Source organism: Burkholderia sp. E168m15, assembly GCF_016586105.1.
Classification (GTDB): domain Bacteria; phylum Pseudomonadota; class Gammaproteobacteria; order Burkholderiales; family Burkholderiaceae; genus Burkholderia; species Burkholderia orbicola.
This window is the reverse complement of record NZ_BCPO01000057.1, coordinates 39268-57079: the sequence shown is the minus strand read 5'-3', so window position 1 is coordinate 57079 and position 17812 is coordinate 39268. Positions and strand designations below refer to the sequence as shown.

General features: G+C 65.9%; 19 protein-coding genes and 2 pseudogenes. 13 read left to right on the top strand and 8 right to left on the bottom strand.

Going from position 1 to position 17812, the window contains the following annotated elements; all coding sequences use genetic code 11:
• Positions 1-267, top strand: a pseudogene (locus tag JMF86_RS09210) (L-asparaginase); the annotation flags it as partial.
• 91 nt (positions 268-358) lie between these two features.
• Here the strand turns inward: JMF86_RS09210 and lysM are convergent.
• Entirely contained in the window at positions 359-829 is a 471-nt protein-coding gene (gene lysM / locus JMF86_RS09205; protein WP_006478617.1) for a peptidoglycan-binding protein LysM, read from the bottom strand.
• A gap of 15 nt (positions 830-844) precedes the next feature.
• Here lysM and JMF86_RS09200 point away from each other — a divergent pair, with 15 nt between their 5' ends.
• Positions 845-1015: a hypothetical protein gene (locus JMF86_RS09200; RefSeq protein ID WP_166488141.1), complete on the top strand. Its 171-nt coding sequence runs from the start codon at positions 845-847 to the stop codon at positions 1013-1015.
• Positions 1016-1290: 275 nt separating this feature from the next.
• Here JMF86_RS09200 and JMF86_RS09195 read toward each other — a convergent pair whose 3' ends face one another.
• From JMF86_RS09195 to gcl, 3 genes are all read right to left on the bottom strand, one after another.
• Entirely contained in the window at positions 1291-2184 is an 894-nt protein-coding gene (locus JMF86_RS09195; RefSeq protein ID WP_011549643.1) for a 2-hydroxy-3-oxopropionate reductase, read from the bottom strand.
• 41 nt (positions 2185-2225) lie between these two features.
• A complete protein-coding gene (hyi, locus tag JMF86_RS09190; RefSeq protein ID WP_011549644.1) occupies positions 2226-3035 on the bottom strand; it encodes a hydroxypyruvate isomerase in 810 nt (269 codons plus the stop codon).
• Positions 3036-3159: 124 nt separating this feature from the next.
• On the bottom strand, positions 3160-4935 hold the full coding sequence (gene gcl, locus JMF86_RS09185) for a glyoxylate carboligase (RefSeq protein WP_006478619.1): 1776 nt from the start codon (positions 4933-4935) through the stop codon (positions 3160-3162).
• 171 nt (positions 4936-5106) lie between these two features.
• Between gcl and JMF86_RS09180 the strand changes: the two genes are divergently transcribed.
• The 10 genes from JMF86_RS09180 to JMF86_RS09135 all read left to right on the top strand — a co-directional run bounded on the left by JMF86_RS09180 (position 5107) and on the right by JMF86_RS09135 (position 12729).
• A complete protein-coding gene (locus tag JMF86_RS09180; protein ID WP_006478620.1) occupies positions 5107-6018 on the top strand; it encodes a LysR family transcriptional regulator in 912 nt (303 codons plus the stop codon).
• A gap of 168 nt (positions 6019-6186) precedes the next feature.
• Positions 6187-6822 carry an RNA polymerase sigma factor gene (locus JMF86_RS09175; protein WP_011549646.1) on the top strand — a complete coding sequence of 212 codons (636 nt, stop codon included), beginning with the start codon at positions 6187-6189 and terminating at the stop codon, positions 6820-6822.
• Complete coding sequence (locus JMF86_RS09170) at positions 6812-7711, top strand: anti-sigma factor (protein ID WP_011549647.1); 900 nt, start codon at positions 6812-6814, stop codon at positions 7709-7711. Before JMF86_RS09175 ends, JMF86_RS09170 begins: the two co-directional genes overlap by 11 nt.
• Positions 7712-7943: 232 nt before the next feature.
• Positions 7944-8318, top strand: coding sequence for a 30S ribosomal protein S6 (rpsF, locus tag JMF86_RS09165; RefSeq protein ID WP_011549648.1), 375 nt, complete (start codon positions 7944-7946; stop codon positions 8316-8318).
• A 40-nt stretch (positions 8319-8358) separates the two neighbouring features.
• Positions 8359-8658 carry a primosomal replication protein N gene (gene priB / locus JMF86_RS09160; RefSeq protein ID WP_011549649.1) on the top strand — a complete coding sequence of 100 codons (300 nt, stop codon included), beginning with the start codon at positions 8359-8361 and terminating at the stop codon, positions 8656-8658.
• A gap of 4 nt (positions 8659-8662) precedes the next feature.
• Complete coding sequence (rpsR, locus tag JMF86_RS09155; RefSeq protein ID WP_004193360.1) at positions 8663-8938, top strand: 30S ribosomal protein S18; 276 nt, start codon at positions 8663-8665, stop codon at positions 8936-8938.
• Between the two features lie 27 nt (positions 8939-8965).
• Positions 8966-9418, top strand: coding sequence for a 50S ribosomal protein L9 (gene rplI, locus JMF86_RS09150; RefSeq protein ID WP_006486256.1), 453 nt, complete (start codon positions 8966-8968; stop codon positions 9416-9418).
• Positions 9419-9560: 142 nt separating this feature from the next.
• On the top strand, positions 9561-10943 hold the full coding sequence (locus JMF86_RS09145) for a replicative DNA helicase (RefSeq protein WP_006486249.1): 1383 nt from the start codon (positions 9561-9563) through the stop codon (positions 10941-10943).
• Positions 10944-11081: 138 nt separating this feature from the next.
• Positions 11082-11708 (top strand): DUF47 domain-containing protein, encoded by a 627-nt coding sequence (locus tag JMF86_RS09140; protein ID WP_006478627.1) that lies wholly within the window; start codon positions 11082-11084, stop codon positions 11706-11708.
• Between the two features lie 10 nt (positions 11709-11718).
• Positions 11719-12729 (top strand): inorganic phosphate transporter, encoded by a 1011-nt coding sequence (locus JMF86_RS09135; protein WP_006478628.1) that lies wholly within the window; start codon positions 11719-11721, stop codon positions 12727-12729.
• Positions 12730-12870: 141 nt separating this feature from the next.
• On the opposite strand, the gene JMF86_RS09130 is transcribed toward JMF86_RS09135, so the two are convergent.
• Together JMF86_RS09130 and JMF86_RS09125 are read right to left on the bottom strand one after the other, a co-directional pair.
• A complete protein-coding gene (locus JMF86_RS09130) occupies positions 12871-13962 on the bottom strand; it encodes a C40 family peptidase (protein WP_011549650.1) in 1092 nt (363 codons plus the stop codon).
• A 236-nt stretch (positions 13963-14198) separates the two neighbouring features.
• On the bottom strand, positions 14199-16001 hold the full coding sequence (locus JMF86_RS09125) for a PhoH family protein (RefSeq protein WP_011694301.1): 1803 nt from the start codon (positions 15999-16001) through the stop codon (positions 14199-14201).
• On the opposite strand from JMF86_RS09125, the pseudogene JMF86_RS35020 reads away from it, so the two are divergent.
• Positions 15897-16138, top strand: a pseudogene (locus tag JMF86_RS35020) (hypothetical protein); the annotation flags it as partial. The gene JMF86_RS09125 and the pseudogene JMF86_RS35020 sit on opposite strands and share 105 nt — an antisense overlap.
• Before the next feature lie 195 nt (positions 16139-16333).
• Here the strand turns inward: JMF86_RS35020 and JMF86_RS09120 are convergent.
• Both JMF86_RS09120 and JMF86_RS09115 read right to left on the bottom strand, forming a co-directional pair.
• Positions 16334-16795, bottom strand: a complete 462-nt coding sequence (locus JMF86_RS09120) for a peroxiredoxin (protein WP_011549652.1) — start codon at positions 16793-16795, stop codon at positions 16334-16336.
• A gap of 109 nt (positions 16796-16904) precedes the next feature.
• The gene (locus JMF86_RS09115) at positions 16905-17801 is read right to left on the bottom strand and encodes a polysaccharide deacetylase family protein (RefSeq protein ID WP_011549653.1); all 897 of its coding nucleotides are present in this window, start codon (positions 17799-17801) and stop codon (positions 16905-16907) included.
• Positions 17802-17812: the final 11 nt, after the last annotated feature.

Sequence of the window (17812 nt, the reverse complement as noted above, 5' to 3'; positions counted from 1 at the left end):
GTCGTCGCGGGCACCGGCAACGGTTCGATCCATGCGACGCTGCAGACGGCGCTCGCCGATGCGGTGAACGCGGGCGTGGCGGTGGTGCGTGCGTCGCGCGTCGGTTCGGGGCACGTGATGCGCAACGGCGCCGCGAGCGACGATGCGCTCGGGTTCGTGAGCGCGGGCTCGCTGCACCCGTTCAAGGCGCGCGTGCTGCTGATGCTCGCGCTCGCGAACGGCATTCGCGAGCGCGACGCATTGCAACGCGCATTCGACACGCTGTGACCGATGGCGCGCCGCTCGGGCGGCGCGTAGAAGGCATAAAAAAATGGCAGGCCAATGGCCTGCCATTTTTGCGTCAGTGCTGCGCGAATGCTCAGGACTGCGGCGGAATCACGAGCTTCTGGCCCGGGTAGATCCGGTCCGGGCTCGACAGCATCGGCTTGTTCGCTTCGAAGATCACCGGATACTTGTTCGCATCGCCGTACACTTCCTTGGCGATCGCCGACAGCGTGTCGCCCGGCTTCACGTCGTGGTACTGCACTTCCGGATCGTCCGGCTGCAGATCGTCATCGTTGACGCCCGCGACACCCTGCACGTTGCCGGCCGCGACCTTGACCTTCGCCTTCGTGTCGAGATCGGCGACGCTGCCCGACAGCGTGACGGTGCGCGATGCGCCGTCGAACGCGACGGTCAGGTTCGACGTATCGAGACCTTGCGAGCTGATGTAATTCTTGATTGCGTCGGCCGCAGTCTGGTTCGCGGCATTCGGATCTTCCGCTGCTTGCGCATCGGCGTGACCCAGCAGTTTTTCACCCGCCTCTTTAATAAACGAAAGAAGACCCATCGTTGCACTCCTTAGGTGGTTGAAAAGAAAACGCGCCGTGAAGTGGCGAAAAAAACACCGCGCTGGGTGCGGACCCCGGAAGGGGCGCGCAAGCGCGGCGGTTTTCTCGAAAGGCGTGGCGAAAGTGTAGGCGTTCAACGCGACGATTGCATGAAAAATCGCACGCTCGAACGTAAAGAAATGTAATACGCGAAATCCGACAGGCGGACACCCGACGACGACGTCTGACCGACCAAGGCTTCCCCGGCGCCGCCGGGTGCCGCTGCGGACCCCACCACGCCGCTCTCAGCCCAGAGCGGCGTTTTTCGCCCCGTCCCGCATGCCGTTGGCGATGCGGGGCGGGGCGCCCCACCGTGATGCGCGCGTGCATCGCGCATCGATGCGACCGGCCGCGGCCGAATCGCGTGTATGCGTCGCGCGCGTCCGCGATCGCAGCACAAACGCGCGTTGCGGCATCCGCGTTACGCGGCCGGCGTCTGGCCGATCTCGAAGTTCGACATGATCTCGAGCGCGCGCACGAGTGCCGAGTGATCCCATGCCTTGCCGCCGTGCGATGCGCACACGCTGAACAGCTGCTGCGCGCTCGCGGTGTGCGGCAGCGCGAGGCCGAGCTTGCGTGCGCCGTCGAGCGCGAGGTTCAGGTCCTTCTGGTGCAGCTCGATGCGGAAGCCCGGATCGAACGTGCGCTTGGTCATCCGCGCACCGTGTACTTCGAGGATGCGCGACGCTGCGAAGCCGCCCATCAGCGCCTGGCGCACGCGCTCCGGATCGGCGCCCGAGCGGGCGGCGAACAGCAGCGCTTCGCCGACCGCCTCGATGTTCAGCGCGACGATGATCTGGTTCGCGACCTTGCAGGTCTGGCCCGCGCCGTTGTCGCCGACGAGCGTGATGTTCTTGCCCATCTTCTCGAACAGCGGCTTCGCGCGTTCGAACGCCTTCTCCGGGCCGCCGACCATGATCGTCAGCGTCGCTTCGCGGGCGCCGACTTCGCCGCCGGACACCGGCGCGTCGAGGTAGTCGCAGCCGAGCGCGTTGATCTGCTTCGCGAACGCCTGCGTGTCGAGCGGCGAGATCGAGCTCATGTCGATCACGAGCTTGCCGGCCGTCAGGCCTTTCGCGACGCCGTCGTCGGCGAACAGCACGTTACGCACGTCCGGCGTGTCCGGCACCATCGAGATGATGATGTCCGCGTGCTGCGCGACTTCGGTCGAGTTCGCGACGACCTTCGCGTTCCCGCGCAGGTCGTCCGGAATCGGGAACGCGCCGTTCACGACGAGTTGATGATCGCCCTTGAGCAGGTTGCGCGCCATGTGCGCGCCCATGATGCCGAGGCCGATGAAACCGATGGTTGCCATGTGAAAGTCTCCTATGGGGCTGAAAACGGGAAGGGTGCGATTCAGGCGGCGCGACGCGCCGAGGCCGGTGCGCAGCCGGCCACGCTTTGCAGCCAGCCGAGGCCTTCCGTCGTGGTGGTACGGGGCTTGTATTCGCAGCCGACGTAGCCGGCATAGCCGAGCCGGTCGAGCAGCGCGAACAGGAACGCATAGTTGATCTCGCCGGTGCCCGGCTCGTTGCGGCCCGGGTTGTCCGCGAGCTGGACGTGGCCGATCGACGCGAGATTGCGTTCGATCGTCGCGGCCAGTTCGCCTTCCATGCGTTGCATGTGATAGATGTCGTACTGCAGGAACAGGTTGTCCGAGCCGACCGCGCGGATCACGTCGAGCCCTTCCGACGAGCGGTTCAGCGCGAAGCCCGGGATGTCGAAGCTGTTGCACGGCTCGACGAGCAGGCGGATGCCTTCGCGCTTCAGTGCGTCGGCGGCGAAGCGCAGGTTGTCGACGATCGTCACGAACGTCTTGTCGCGCGCCGTGCTCGCCGACGGAATGCCGACGAGGCAGTTCAGCTGGGGCACCTTCAGCGCCTTCGCGTACTCGATCGCACGGCCGACGCCTTCCTGGAATTCGCCGACGCGATCGGGCAGGCACGCGATGCCGCGCTCGCCCTGGTCCCAGTTGCCGGCGGGCAGGTTGTGCAGCACGAGGCGCAGGCGATGCGTCTCGAGCCGCTCGGCGAGTTCCTCTTTCGCGTACGGGTACGGGAACAGGAACTCGACGGCGTCGAAGCCCGCGTCCGCGGCCGCCTTGAAGCGGTCGAGGAACGGCACTTCGTTGAACAGCATGGTCAGGTTTGCAGCAAACTTCGGCATGAGCTAAGCCTCTTCGGTCGGTCAGTCAAAAAAGTCGTGCGGTTCAGTCGGTTCAGTCGGTTCAGTCGGTTCAGTCGGTTCAGTCGGTTCAGTCGGTTCAGTCGGTTCAGTCGGTTCAGTCGGTTCAGTCGAGCATCGAGATCGCGGTCGGGGCGTGCTCGGCCTTTTCGGCGAGATCCTCGAACTCGTTGATCGCGTCGATTTCGGTGCCCATCGAGATGTTCGTCACGCGCTCGAGGATCACTTCGACGACCACCGGCACGCTGAATTCTTCCGCGAGCGTTTGCGCCTGGCGCAGCGCCGGCTCGATCTCTTCCGGCTTGAACACGCGCAGCGCCTTGCAGCCGAGGCCTTCCGCGACGGCCACGTGGTCGACGCCGTAACCGTTCAGTTCCGGCGCGTTCACGTTGTCGAACGCGAGCTGCACGCAGTAGTCCATGTCGAACGCGCGCTGCGCCTGGCGGATCAGCCCGAGGTACGAGTTGTTCACGACGACGTGCACGTACGGCAGCTTGAATTGCGCGCCGGCCGCCAGCTCCTCGATCATGAACTGGAAGTCGTAGTCGCCGGACAGCGCGACGATCGGGCGGCTCGGGTCGGCTGCACGCACGCCGAGCGCCGCGGGGATCGTCCAGCCGAGCGGGCCGGCCTGGCCGCAGTTGATCCAGTTGCGTGCCTTGAACACGTGCAGGAACTGCGCGGCGGCGATCTGCGACAGGCCGATCGTGCTGACGTAGCAGGTATCGCGGCCGAACACCTTGTTCATCTCTTCGTACACGCGCTGCGGCTTGACCGGCACGTTGTCGAAGTGCGTCTTGCGCTGCAGCGTGCGCTTGCGCGCCTGGCAGTCGGCGACCCACGCGCTGCGGTCCTTGAGCTTGCCGGCGGCCTTCCATTCCCGCGCGACCGCGACGAACAGTTCGAGTGCCGCCTTCGCGTCGGACACGATGCCGAGGTCCGGGCCGAACACGCGGCCGATCTGCGTCGGCTCGATATCGACGTGCACGAACTTGCGGCCCTTCGTATAGACCTCGACGCTGCCCGTGTGGCGGTTCGCCCAGCGGTTGCCGATGCCGAGCACGAAGTCGGATGCGAGCAGCGTCGCGTTGCCGTAGCGGTGCGACGTCTGCAAGCCGACCATGCCGGCCATCAGCGGGTGGTCGTCGGCAATCGCGCCCCACGACATCAGCGTCGGGATCACCGGCACGCCGACCGTTTCGGCGAACTGCACGAGCAGGTCTTCGGCCGCCGCGTTGAGCACGCCGCCGCCCGACACGATCAGCGGCTTGTCCGCGTCGTTGAGCATCGCGAGCGCCTTCTCGATCTGCGCGCGGGTGGCCGCGGGCTTGTAGACCGGCAGCGGTTCGTACGTGTCGATGTCGAATTCGATTTCGGCGAGCTGCACGTCGATCGGCAGGTCGACCAGCACGGGGCCCGGGCGGCCCGAGCGCATCAGGTGGAACGCCTGCTGGAACACGCGCGGCACGAGCGCCGGTTCGCGCACGGTGACGGCCCACTTCGTGACCGGCTTCGCGATCGATTCGATGTCGACGGCCTGGAAGTCTTCCTTGTAGAGACGCGCGCGCGGTGCCTGGCCGGTGATCGCGAGGATCGGAATCGAGTCGGCGGACGCGGAATAGAGGCCGGTGATCATGTCGGTGCCGGCGGGGCCCGACGTGCCGATGCAAACGCCGATGTTGCCGGGGGCGGCACGCGTGAAGCCTTCGGCCATGTGCGATGCACCTTCGACGTGGCGCGCCAGCACGTGGCTGATGCCGCCCGACTTGCGCATGGCCGAGTAGAACGGATTGATCGCGGCGCCCGGCACGCCGAACGCGGTCTGGATGCCTTCCTTCTCGAGCACGAGTACGGCTGCGTCGACGGCTCTCATCTTGGCCATGAATGTCTCCTTGGATAGTTGAATCTTGCGAATCGGTCTGTTGAGGACACTTTAGGGATGCAGGAAAGGTTTGATAAGATCAGCCGAAGTCGCTTATTTCGAAACTAAAAGTATGGAATGACGGCCGGACGGGGCTTCCCGCCGGTGTCGGAGCCGGGACGGAGACAGGGGATGGATCGTTTCAAGCAGATCGAGACGTTCGTGCGGGTGGCCGATGCCGGCAGCCTCGCGGCGGCGGCGTTGGAGGAAGGTGTGTCGCCAGTGGTGCTCGGGCGGCGCATCGACGCGCTGGAGAAGCGCCTCGGCGTGAAGCTGATGTACCGCTCGACGCGGCGGCTGGTCGTCAGCGAGGAGGGCGCCGCGTTCCTCGAGCGCTGTCGCGGGCTGCTGTCCGAATGGGATCAGGCCGAGAACGAACTGGCCGCCGGTCGGCGCGCGGTCAGCGGCCACCTGATCGTGTCGGCGCCGGCCGCGTTCGGGCGCAAGCACGTCGCGCCGCACGCGCCGGGCTTCCTCGCCGACAAGCCGGAGATGCAGCTGTCGTTCAACCTGACCGACCGCGTCGTCGATCTCGTGCGCGAAGGCTACGACCTGTCGATCCGGATCGGCGGCGCGGTCGATCCGAATTTCGTCGCGGTGAAGCTCGCGTCGAACCGGCGCGTGGTGTGCGGCACGCCCGACTATTTCCGCCTGCACGGCCGGCCGAAGTCGCTCGACGACCTGCTGAAGCACAACTGCCTGGCGTTCAACCTGCAGGGCGGGCAGAACCGCGGCTGGTATTTCCAGCGCCACGGCAAGATCGCGACGATGCGCGTGACCGGCAATCTCGACTGCAACGACGGCGAGCTGCTGCACCGCTGGGTGGCCGAGGGGCTCGGGCTCGGCTGGCGCTCGACGTGGGAAATCGCCGCGCAACTCGAAACGGGCGAGCTCGAGACCGTACTCGACGACTATGCGCTGCCGGACTACGACATCCTCGCGGTCTATCCGCAGCAGCGCTACGTGCCGGCGCGCGTGCGCTACTTCATCGACTACCTGCGCGAAGCGTATGCACGCCCCGGCTACTGGAGCACCACGCCGTAACGGGCGGCCCGCCTGGCCGTCCGGCGATTTTTTTACGCTTCATGCGTGCCGCGCGGGAATAAACTCGACGCAGCGGCGGTAAGGTCATCGAGCGCGCACGTTGCCGGTCTGTCCGGGCGCCGTGCGCGGAACGGGCGCGGCGTCGGCCGCCGGGACCAGGGAGGCCATGTGGGGCAAGCCGGACAGGCGGTCGATGAACGGGCGGCGGACGATGCGCTCGCGCGCGGCGAGCGGTTTCGCGCGCTCGTGCTGCCGCATCTCGACGCCGCCTACAACCTCGCGCGCTGGCTGAGCGGCAGCGCCGGCGATGCGGACGACGTCGTCCAGGACGCGTGCATGCGAGCGCTGCGCTTCGTCGATTCGTGTCGCGGCGACAACGCGCGGCCGTGGCTGCTGACGATCGTGCGCCACACCTGGTACACCGAATGGCGGCGGCGCACGCATGCGCACGAGGTCGCGCTGCCCGACACGCTCGACGATGCCGACGTCCCGGACGACTGGCAGCCGGCGACGGAGGACCCGCTCGCGCACCTGCTTCGCGGCGAGAACGTGCGGCTCGTGAATGCGGCGCTCGCGAAGCTGCCGCCCGAATACCGCGAGGTGCTCGTGCTGCGCGAGATGGAGGACCTGAGCTACCGCGAGATCGCGGCGATCGCGGACGTGCCGGTCGGCACGGTGATGTCGCGGCTCGCGCGCGGCCGGCGCAAGCTTGCCGCGCTGCTGGGCGGCGTGCCGGCGACCGAAGGCCGGCCGGGCCGAGCGCCGGCGGGCGGAACCGCATCGGAGGCTATCGATGGACTGTAACGAAGCGCGAGCGTTGCTGGACGCGGACGTCGACCGCGAGCTGTCGGCGCCCGATGCGTTGCGGGTCCAGCAGCATGTCGAAGGGTGCGACGCGTGCCGCCGCGAACGCGCGCGGATCGTCACGCTGGTGCAGGCCGTGCGGCAGGCCGATTATCACCGCGCGCCGGACGCGCTGCGGGCGAGCATCCTCGCGAGCCTGCCGGCAGCGGCCGACGCGCCTGCTCACGAGCCGTCGCGGGCTGAGCCGCGGCCTGAGTCCCGGCCTGAGCCGCGGCGGCCGCGCGGCCGCGACTGGTTTTCCTGGCTGACCGGGCGCGGCGGGTCGGCCCGACCGGGGCCGGCCGGCACCGGCACCAGGCCGCGCGTGGCCGCGTTGCCGGGGCTCGGCTGGGGTGTCGCGTTGCTGATGGCGGTCGCGGCGGCCGGCGGAATGGCATGGTCGGCCCGCCACGCCGACACCGACCGAACGGTCGACGAACTGGTCGCGAGCCACGTGCGGGCCGACCTGTCGGCGCGCGACATCGACGTGATCTCGACCGACCAGCACACGGTCAAGCCGTGGTTCAACGGCCGGCTCGACTATGCGCCGCCGGTCGAGGATCTCGCCAGGAGCGGCTTCGCGCTGGTCGGCGGCCGGCTCGACTATGTCGGGCGACGCCGCGTCGCGGTGCTCGTCTACCGCCACCGGCAACACGTGGTCGACGTCTACGTACAGCCGGCCGGGGAGCGGCCGGCGGCCCCGTACACGACCGTGTCGCAGGGCTATGCGCTCGACCGCTGGAACGCGGCCGGGATGACGTGGTGGGCCGTGACCGACGCCGAGCCGGCGGCGCTCGCGGCGTTCCGGACGGCGCTCGACGCGCGGCTCGCCGGCACGCCCAGCGAATGACCCCAGCGGCGGCGGGCGGGCGCGTTGATGTTTCGACCCCGCCCGCCGAGAGGCCGAGCGGAGGGTGCGTGCCCCGACGGACCCGTTCAAGTCTTTGAAAACACGGCCAGAATCCGGTGACCAATCGTCGATTGGCCTTGCATGCACCCCGTAACCGGGTTAGAATCTTCGGCTTCTCACTTGCCACACCGGTTCAGACGCCCGGGTGGCTTTAATCCACAAGGAGTGTGTAATGCGTCATTACGAAATCGTATTCATCGTGCACCCGGATCAAAGCGAGCAGGTGCCCGCGATGATCGAGCGTTACAAGACCACGATCACGACGCACGGCGGCCAGATCCACCGTGTCGAAGACTGGGGCCGTCGCCAGCTGGCCTACATGATCGAGAAACTCGCGAAGGCTCACTACGTCTGCATGAACATCGAGTGCGACCAGACGACGCTCGACGAACTCGAACACGCGTTCAAGTTCAACGACGCCGTGCTGCGTCACCTCATCGTCAAGATGAAGAAGGCCGAAACCGGCCCGTCGCCGATGATGAAGGAAGTTCAGCGCGAAGAAGCCAAGAAGGCGGCTGCAGCTCAGCCGGCCGAAGCGCAGGCTTAAGTTCGTCACTCATTAAGCCATCAAGGAGCGCGCCACTCACGTGAACAGGTTGCAATTGACGGCGAGCGTCGTCGAACGCGCACCGGTGCGATATACGCCGGCAGGTGTTCCGATCGCAAGCGCCACGTTGCATCACCGCACGGAAGTCGTCGAAGCAGGCATTCCCCGTCAGGTCGAAATGACGATCGAGGCGGTGGCGGCCGGTGAGGCGAGCGGCAAGCTGGAAAGTCGTGAAATGGGCGTCGAAACGCTGTTCACGGGCTTCCTGGCCAAGAAAAGCCGCAACGCGAGAACCTTGGTGTTTCACATCACTGCATTGCAGGACACAGGAAAGGACTGAAATCATGGCCCGCCCGACTGGTAAGAAATTCGACAAGCGTCGTCAGCAACAAAACCCGCTCTTCAAGCGCAAGAAGTTCTGCCGTTTCACGGCTGCCGGCGTCGAGCAGATCGACTACAAGGACACGGAAACGCTGAAGGACTTCATCGGCGAAAACGGCAAGATCACGCCGGCTCGTCTGACGGGTACGAAGGCGCACTATCAGCGTCAGCTGGATACGGCCATCAAGCGTGCGCGTTTCCTCGCGCTGCTGCCGTACACCGATCAGCACAAGGCGTAATCAGGCGACGCAATAAGGAGAATTCGAATGCAAATCATTCTGTTGGAAAAAGTCGCCAATCTGGGCAACCTCGGCGATATCGTCAAGGTCAAGGACGGTTACGCTCGCAACTTCCTGATCCCGAACCGCAAGGCTCGCCGTGCAACGAAGGAAGCGATCGCCGAATTCGAAGTGCGCCGCGCTGAACTCGAAAAGATCGCCGCTGAAAAGCTGGCCGCATCGCAGGCAGTCGGCGAGAAGCTGAACGGTCAGTCGTTCGAAATCACGCAGAAGTCGGGCGTCGACGGCCGTCTGTTCGGCTCGGTCACGAACGGCGACGTCGCTGAACTGCTGAAGAAGGCAGGCTACGAAGTCGAGAAGCTGCAAGTGCGCATGCCGGAAGGCCCGCTGAAGATGATCGGCGAGCACAACGTGCAAGTCGCGCTGCACACGGACGTCGTCGTCGACGTCACGATCAACGTGATCGGCGACCACGCGTAAGCGTAGACGCAAGCTTGCCGGGCGGCTTCCGCCGTCCGGACAAGGGCAGGCGCCCGGGTAACCGGGGCCTGCCTTTTTTATTGCCCGCTCGCCGGCAAGCGGTGGTAGCGCTGCCGCCATCTATTCGCGATAATCCCAACCCATGAACGCGCCGCAAGATCCCCAAATCGAATCGCTGAAAGTCCCGCCGCATTCGGTCGAAGCCGAGCAGTCGGTGCTCGGCGGCCTGTTGCTCGACAACGCGGCATGGGACCGGATTGCCGACTTCCTGTCGCAGGGCGACTTCTACCGCTACGACCACCGGATCATCTACGAGCACATCGGCCGCCTGATCGCGTCGACGCGCCCGGCCGACGTCGTGACCGTGTACGAAGCGCTGACCACGTCCGGCAAGGCCGACGACGTCGGCGGGCTCGCGTACCTGAACGCGCTCGCGCAGAACACGCCGAGCGCGGCGAACATCCGCCGCTACGCGGAAATCGTGCGTGATCGCGCGGTGCTGCGCCGGCTCGTGTCGGTCGCCGACGAGATCTCGGCCGACGCCTTCAACCCGCAGGGCAAGGAAGTCCGCCAGCTGCTCGACGAAGCCGAGTCGAAGGTGTTCTCGATCGCCGAAGAGGGCGCGCGCGGCAACCAGGGCTTCCTCGAGATCGGCCCGCTGCTCACGCAGGTGGTCGAGCGCATCGACACGCTGTACCACACCGCGAACCCGAGCGACGTCACCGGCACGCCGACGGGCTTCGTCGACCTCGACCGGATGACGTCCGGGATGCACGGCGGCGAACTGATCATCGTCGCGGGGCGCCCGTCGATGGGTAAAACGGCGTTCTCGATGAACATCGGCGAATACGTCGCGGTCGAGTATGGATTGCCGGTCGCGGTGTTCTCGATGGAAATGCCGGGCACCCAGCTCGTGATGCGTATGCTCGGCTCGATCGGCCGGCTCGACCAGCACCGGATGCGCACGGGCCGCCTGACGGACGAGGACTGGCCGAAGCTGACGCACGCGGTGCAGAAGATGAGCGAGGCACAGCTCTTCATCGACGAGACGGGCGGCCTGAACCCGATGGAATTGCGCTCGCGCGCTCGGCGTCTGGCGCGGCAGTGCGGCAAGCTCGGCCTGATCATCGTCGACTACCTGCAGCTGATGTCGGGTTCGTCGCAGGGCGAGAACCGCGCGACCGAAATTTCCGAAATCTCGCGATCGCTGAAGAGCCTCGCGAAGGAACTCGACGTGCCGGTGATCGCGCTGTCGCAGTTGAACCGCGGCCTCGAACAGCGCCCGAACAAGCGTCCGGTGATGTCGGATTTGCGCGAATCGGGCGCAATCGAACAGGATGCGGACGTGATCCTGTTCATTTATCGCGATGAGGTCTACAATCCGGACAGCCCTGACAAGGGGACGGCCGAAATCATCATCGGCAAGCAGCGTAACGGTCCGATCGGGCCCGTTCGGCTCACGTTCCTGGGGCAATACACGAAGTTCGACAATTTTGCCGGGGCGCAGACCTTCTACGGCGAGTAAAGCCGGTTGTAAACACCTATTTCGCCAAATGTTGTATCCAATCCCGGCGTGCGCATATGCGCACGTCGCGTCGCGACCGAAACCGGTACAATGTCGCCCGTTTTCGTGACAGTAGTTTGACAATCTCTCAGGAATCCCATGTTCGGTCGATTCATGCCCACCGAGGGCAAGTTCTTTGAACTCTTCAACGCGCACGCGAAGCACATCGTTTCCGGTGGCCGCGAGCTCGAACTGCTGATCGACAATCTCGCCGACGCCGAGATTCACAAGCAAAACGTGCAAATCGCCGAGAAGGCCGCCGACAAGCTCACGCACGAGGCGATCGATCTGCTGCACAAGACTTTCATCACGCCGCTCGATCGCGACGAGATCCACAAGCTGATCACGACGATGGACGACATCCTCGACCTGATGGAAGACGTCGCGACGGCCGTGTCGCTGTACGACGTGCAGTCCGTCACGTCCGAGGCGAGCCAGCTCGCGCACATCGTCACCCAGTCGGCGCAACACGTGCAGCAAGCCGTCGGCTTGCTGTCCGACATGAAACAGTCGGCGCAGATCCTCAAGCAATGCGAGGAAATCGACCGCTGGGAATCGGAAGCCGACCGCGTGCTGCGCGCGGCGATGTCGAAGCTGTTCCGCGAAGAAGACGACGTGAAGACGCTCATCAAGCTGAAGGCGATCTACGAGCTGCTCGAAGAGATCACCGACAAGTGCGAGGACGTCGCGAACATCATCGAAGGCATCGTGCTGGAAAACGCCTGAGCGGACCACGATGCATTCGATACAACTCGCCCTATGGATGGTCGCGGCACTGGTGCTCGTCGCGCTCGTATTCGACTTCATGAACGGCTTTCACGACGCGGCGAACTCGATCGCCACCGTCGTGTCGACCGGGGTGCTGAAGCCCCAGCAGGCCGTCGTGTTCGCGGCCGCGTTCAACGTGATCGCGTACTTCATCTTCCACCTGAAAGTCGCGCAGACCGTCGGTAAAGGCACGATCGACCCCGACATCGTCGACCATTACGTCATATTCGGCGCGCTGGTCGGCGCGATCGGCTGGAACGTGATCACCTGGTACTACGGGATTCCGTCGAGCTCGTCGCACGCGCTGATCGGCGGGCTCGTCGGTGCGGCGCTCGCGAAGTCGGGCTGGAGCTCGCTGAACATCGACGGGCTGCTGAAGACGATCGCGTTCATCTTCATTTCGCCGCTGCTCGGTTTCATCCTCGGTTCGCTGTTCATGCTCGGCGTGTCGTGGCTGTATTTCCGTACCGCGCCCAGCAAGGTCGACCGGCGCTTCCGCCGGCTGCAGCTGCTGTCGGCCGGGCTGTACAGCCTGGGCCACGGCGGCAACGACGCACAGAAGACGATCGGTATCATCTGGATGCTGCTGATCGCGAGCGGCTACGCGTCGGCGACCGCCGATGCGCCGCCGGCGTGGGTGATCGGCGCGTGTTACCTGTCGATGGGCCTCGGTACGCTGTTCGGCGGCTGGCGCATCGTGCGCACGATGGGCCAGAAGATCACGAAGCTCAAGCCGGTCGGCGGTTTCTGTGCGGAAAGCGGCGGGGCGATCACGCTGTTCGTCGCGTCGTTCCTCGGCATTCCCGTGTCGACCACGCACACGATCACCGGCGCGATCGTCGGTGTCGGCGCCACGCAGAAGCTGTCGGCCGTGCGCTGGGGTGTCGCCGGCAACATCGTGTGGGCGTGGGTGCTGACGCTGCCGGCGGCCGCGCTGTTCGCGGCCGGCGGGTGGTGGCTCGGGCACCAGATCTTCTGATCGCCGACGCCGCCTGATCGACGCGAAATGCGCCGCGAGCCGAAAGGCCGCGGCGCATTTTCTTTTGGGGGGGGCGGAAGGTTGCGGCGAAGCGGCAGCGGATACCGTCGACGTCACCGTCGCCCGGCAAGCAACAATCGATCAGTAACTGCCGGTCGCAAACCGTGCTATCGGATCGTCCGCCGTACTCGTGCGCGGGCTGACGGGTGCAGATTGCGTCGACGCACGCAATACCTGCACGGGCGCGGGCTCGATACTGCGTGCCGGCGTCGACGCGGTGGCGGGCGGCGGCTCTGCATCGAAGGCGGCAGCCTGGGCGGCCGTCAGCGCGGTCGTCGGAATCTGCGTGCCGACCTCCGCCGACGCGGCCGGTCCTGCATTGGCCGCCATCGCGGTTGCGCCGTCATTCACCGACGTGGCTTGCTGCTGGGCCGCCTGCATCCTCGGTGGCGGCGGTTCATACGGATCGGCGGCCGGTGCTGCCGGTGCAGCTGCGGCGGCCGTCACGACCGGCGTGCTCGGGATGGCCGGTGCCTGTGTCTGCGTTGCTCTTGCTTGCGACGACGCATACGCGGGCTGCCGCTGTGCGACGGCAGCCGTCACGACCACCGGAGCGGCCGCGACCACCGGCGGATTACGCGGCTCGTCACGCTTGGCCTCGTAAGTCGGCGCATCGAACGGCGTCGGGGCCGAGCGCGGCGGCGCGACGCGGCGAATGCCGTCGAATCGCTTGGCCCAGTACGGGTTCGTCAGGTAGTCGAGCCGTACGGTGCCGCCCGTCGACGGCGCGTTGACGAAGCGCAGCTTGCCGACATAGATGCCGACGTGCGAATGCGGCCGTCCGGTCGTATTGAAGAAAATCAGGTCGCCCGGCGCGATCTCGTCGGGTTCGACCGATACGCCGCGGCCGCTCATGTCGGCAGTCGTGCGCGGCAGGTTCACGTCGGCCGCGCGGCCGATCACGTAGCGCACGAGCCCGCTGCAGTCGAAGCCGCTCGTCGGCGTGTTGCCGCCCCAGCGATACGGGACGCCGACGAGGCTCATCGCCTGGATCGAGATTTCTTCCTGGCCGACGCTGTGGTCGACGAATTTCGGGAAATTGGCGGGCGCGGGGAATGCGCGCGGCGTCGTGATCTTCATCCCCGAAGCGGAACGCGATGCCGACTGCGGCGGCACGCTGGAACAGGCCGCAAGCAGGGAGACGACGGCGACGGGAACCCAGATTCGAAGCATGGCAAGGCGGGCGAGCGCGGCGCGCTCGCGAATCGTATGACAACAGATAGGCCCGATGGTAGACGCTCCAGCGGGGCTTAGGCAACCATTCTTGAGAATTTACTTGAAGTTTCGCGCGTAAACTGCGTTGTTGCGTGACGGGGCATTACCTTCGTTTTCGACCCCAAATAAAAACGGCGCTCCGGAAACGGAGCGCCGTGTGGCGTCGAAAGCCGGCCGGTCGGCCGGCGTGCGCGTTACAGAATGTCCGACGCGTAGTCGGCGAGCCGCGAGCGTTCGCCGCGTGCGAGGGTCACGTGGCCGCTGTGGCCCCAGCCCTTGAAGCGGTCGACGACGTAGGTCAGGCCCGAGCTGCCTTCGGTCAGGTAAGGCGTGTCGATCTGCGCGATGTTGCCGAGGCACACGATCTTCGTGCCGGGGCCCGCGCGCGTGACGAGCGTCTTCATCTGCTTCGGCGTCAGGTTCTGCGCCTCGTCGATGATCAGATACTTGTCGACGAACGTGCGGCCGCGCATGAAGTTCATGCTCTTCACCTTCAGGCGCGAGCGGATCAACTCCTGCGTCGCGGCACGGCCCCATTCGCCGGCCGCGTCGTCGGTCTTCTGCAGCACTTCGAGGTTGTCGTCGAATGCACCCATCCACGGCTGCATCTTCTCTTCCTCGGTGCCGGGCAGGAAACCGATGTCCTCGCCGACGGGCACGGTCGCGCGCGTCACGATGATCTCGTTGTAGCGCTTGTCGTCGAGCACCTGCGCGAGGCCGGCCGCGAGCGCGACGAGCGTCTTGCCGGTGCCGGCCTGACCGAGCAGCGTGACGAAGTCGATCTCGGGGTTCATCAGCAGGTTCAGCGCGAAGTTCTGCTCGCGGTTGCGCGCGGTGATGCCCCACACGTTGTTCTTGTGGTGGCTGTAGTCGCGCAGCGTCTGCAGCAGCGCCGTCTTGCCGTTCAGCTCGCGGACGATCGCGTGGAACGTCGGCTCGCCGTTCTGCGGCTCGAGATAGACGAACTCGTTGACGAGCATCGACGCGACGAGCGGGCCGGTCACGCGGTAGTACGTGGTGCCCGTCTTCGTGTCCTGCCAGCTCTCCATGCCCTTCGCATGCTTGGTCCAGAAGTCCTGCGGCAGTTCGCGCACGCCGTTGTACAGGAGATCCGAATCCTCGAGGACCTGGTCGTTGAAGTAGTCTTCCGCGGGCAGGCCGAGCGCGTGCGCCTTGATCCGCATGTTGATGTCTTTCGACACCAGCACGACCTGGCGGTCGGGCCGGTCGCGCTGCAGCGCGCGCACGACGCCGAGGATCTGGTTGTCGGCCTTGCCTGCGGGCAAGCCTTCGACCGGCGCGATGTCGGCGAGCTTCGTCTGGAAGTACAGGCGGCCGACCGCCTCGCGGCTGCCGAGGCGCGACAGCGGGATGCCGTCCGAGATCGGGCCGCCGTCGGCGACCAGCGCGTCGAGCGTGCGGCTGACCTGACGGGCGTTACGCGCGACTTCGGACATCCCCTTCTTGTGGTTGTCGAGTTCCTCGAGCGTCATCATCGGCAGATAGACGTCGTGTTCCTCGAAGCGGAAGAGGCTGCTCGGGTCGTGCATCAGCACGTTGGTGTCGAGCACGAACAGTTTCTGCTGTTCGACTTCGGCGGGCTTGCGGCTGCGCGACTTCGTCGCGGCGCCGGCATCGCGCGCGGGCGCGGCGGCCGGTTTCCCGGTGGCCGGCTTGTCGTTGCGTGCAACGACCGGTGCCGCGGGGGCCGCAGGCGCCTGCAGCGGCTGCAACAGCGCGGCCGTCTGTCGGGTCTTGCGGCCTCGCGCGGGCGCGCTCGCGGCATCGGGCGCCGAAGACGCGACGGCACGCAGCGGCGCGGCCGTGTTCGCGGCTTCGATCATCGGTTGGGCCACGCTGGCCGGACCATAGTCACCGGCTGTGGATGCGTCCCCTTCGGCGGATTTCTTCGCGGCTTTCGCGGGCCGCGCTTTCGCCTTGTATTCGTCGGGCGGCAGCAGGCTGCCGAGCTTGCTGGGGGGAGTAGGCAAAGGCATGGTGTCCCTCGGGAGGAATCGTGTCGCATGGCGTGCGCCGCTGATCGCATCCTGCGTGACGTAGACGCATGCAGTTTGCGCGCGGTGGCGCACAGGAATTTCGTCTAGCCGGTTCGCCTAAGTGTCGATCAGCTCCTCGATGCGGTAAGGGCCGGACCGGGGAGGGCCGGCGCGCGTTCCATAAAAAAAGCCGCTGCCCCGTCGACAGGGACATGCGGCTCGGCTGATGCCGTCGTGCGCGTCAGGTGCCGGGAAGCATTGCAACGGGCACGGGCGCAGCTACGAGAAATATGGGGCGAACTGGCATTCATTGCGGCCCAATATAACGCGCCTCAAAGCGCTTGTACAGCCTTTAGCACGTCGTCCACGTGACCCGGTACCTTGATGCCGCGCCATGCCTGGCGAAGCACGCCGTCGGCGTCGAGCAGGAACGTCGATCGCTCGATTCCGCGCACTTCCTTGCCATACATTTTCTTCATCTTGATGACATCGAACAGCGCGCACAGTGCTTCGTCGGCATCGGAAATCAGCGGGAACGGCAGTTCGAGCTTGGCCTTGAAATTGTCGTGCGAGCGCAGGCTGTCGCGCGACACGCCGATGACTTCCGCACCGGCCTTCTTGAACTTCGGATAGAGATCGCGGAACTGCAGCCCTTCGGTCGTGCAGCCCGGCGTGTTGTCCTTCGGATAGAAGTACAGCACGAGCTTCTTGCCCTTCAGGTCGGACAGCGAAACGTCGCCGCCCGTGGCCGGTGCGGTGAAATCGGGAACTTGACGGTCAACTTCGACAGACACGTGTTTCTCCTGTTGTTATGGAAGGGCGCCGCCGCGGCGGCGCGGTTCGGCGGGGCGTCGCGGCAGCGCGCCGCAAGGGCGGAGCGGCGACGCCGGCTCGCGCGCGAACTCAGTCGGGCTGGACGATCAGTTCGCCGGAGCGGCCGGGGATTTCGCCCCACGTGACAGGGTACGATGGCAGCGAGTCGCGGTCCAGCGTCGCGTGGTAGTCGCCCATCGTCGCGAACGTGTGGCCTTGCGCGCGCCAGCCGGCGAGCAGTTGCTCGAACACGGGCGCGAGCTTCTGGCCTTCCAGCTCCGCATGCAGCGTGAACACCTGGTCGTGCGGATTGGTTGCGGTGAACGCGAGGATGTGCGCGGCGACGTTGTGCGTGTCGACGCCGTCGATGCCGAGTACTTCGTCGAGCGTCGGCAGCGTGGTCGGCATTTGCACATGCGACAGCGTGCGGCCGCCGACGACGGGCAGGTACGGCGAGTGGCCGCGGCCGTCGGATGCGTAGCGCATCCCCCACGCGTCGATCTGCTCGAACGCGGCATCGTTCATCTGCCAGCCGGCCGCGCCGTGCGTGACGGGCGGCGCGCCGAAGATCTCGATGAAGCGCGCGTGACTCTTCTGCATTTCACGCGCGGTCCAGTCGCGGTCGCGTACGCGCACGTTGTCTTGCCAATACACGTGATCCCACGTGTGGATCCCGCATTCGAAGCCGGCCTCGTGAATCGCGCGCATGTCGGCGATCGCGCGGCGGCCGATGTCGGGACCGGGCAGCAGCACGCCGTACATCAGCTGCTTCACGCCGTAGTGTTCGACCACCGACGTGCGCGACACCTTCTTCAGGAAGCCCGGGCGGAACACGCGCCGCAGTGCCCAGCCGGTGTGATCCGGGCCGAGGCTGAAGAGGAAGGTCGCGCGCGCATTGAAGCGATCGAAGATGCGCGCGAGGTTCGGCACGCCTTCGCGCGTGCCGCGCAGCGTGTCGACGTCGATCTTGAGGACGATACGAGCCAAGCGAACGTCCC

Excerpts from the sequence above, each read along its gene's own strand:
- lysM (WP_006478617.1), bottom strand. The coding sequence starts at position 829 with ATGGGTCTTCTTTCGTTTATTAAAGAGGCGGGTGAAAAACTGCTGGGT.
- JMF86_RS09195 (WP_011549643.1), bottom strand. The coding sequence starts at position 2,184 with ATGGCAACCATCGGTTTCATCGGCCTCGGCATCATGGGCGCGCACATG.
- hyi (WP_011549644.1), bottom strand. The coding sequence starts at position 3,035 with ATGCCGAAGTTTGCTGCAAACCTGACCATGCTGTTCAACGAAGTGCCG.
- gcl (WP_006478619.1), bottom strand. The coding sequence starts at position 4,935 with ATGGCCAAGATGAGAGCCGTCGACGCAGCCGTACTCGTGCTCGAGAAG.
- JMF86_RS09180 (WP_006478620.1), top strand. The coding sequence starts at position 5,107 with ATGGATCGTTTCAAGCAGATCGAGACGTTCGTGCGGGTGGCCGATGCC.
- JMF86_RS09170 (WP_011549647.1), top strand. The coding sequence starts at position 6,812 with ATGGACTGTAACGAAGCGCGAGCGTTGCTGGACGCGGACGTCGACCGC.
- rpsF (WP_011549648.1), top strand. The coding sequence starts at position 7,944 with ATGCGTCATTACGAAATCGTATTCATCGTGCACCCGGATCAAAGCGAG.
- rpsR (WP_004193360.1), top strand. The coding sequence starts at position 8,663 with ATGGCCCGCCCGACTGGTAAGAAATTCGACAAGCGTCGTCAGCAACAA.
- rplI (WP_006486256.1), top strand. The coding sequence starts at position 8,966 with ATGCAAATCATTCTGTTGGAAAAAGTCGCCAATCTGGGCAACCTCGGC.
- JMF86_RS09145 (WP_006486249.1), top strand. The coding sequence starts at position 9,561 with ATGAACGCGCCGCAAGATCCCCAAATCGAATCGCTGAAAGTCCCGCCG.
- JMF86_RS09140 (WP_006478627.1), top strand. The coding sequence starts at position 11,082 with ATGTTCGGTCGATTCATGCCCACCGAGGGCAAGTTCTTTGAACTCTTC.
- JMF86_RS09135 (WP_006478628.1), top strand. The coding sequence starts at position 11,719 with ATGCATTCGATACAACTCGCCCTATGGATGGTCGCGGCACTGGTGCTC.
- JMF86_RS09130 (WP_011549650.1), bottom strand. The coding sequence starts at position 13,962 with ATGCTTCGAATCTGGGTTCCCGTCGCCGTCGTCTCCCTGCTTGCGGCC.
- JMF86_RS09125 (WP_011694301.1), bottom strand. The coding sequence starts at position 16,001 with ATGCCTTTGCCTACTCCCCCCAGCAAGCTCGGCAGCCTGCTGCCGCCC.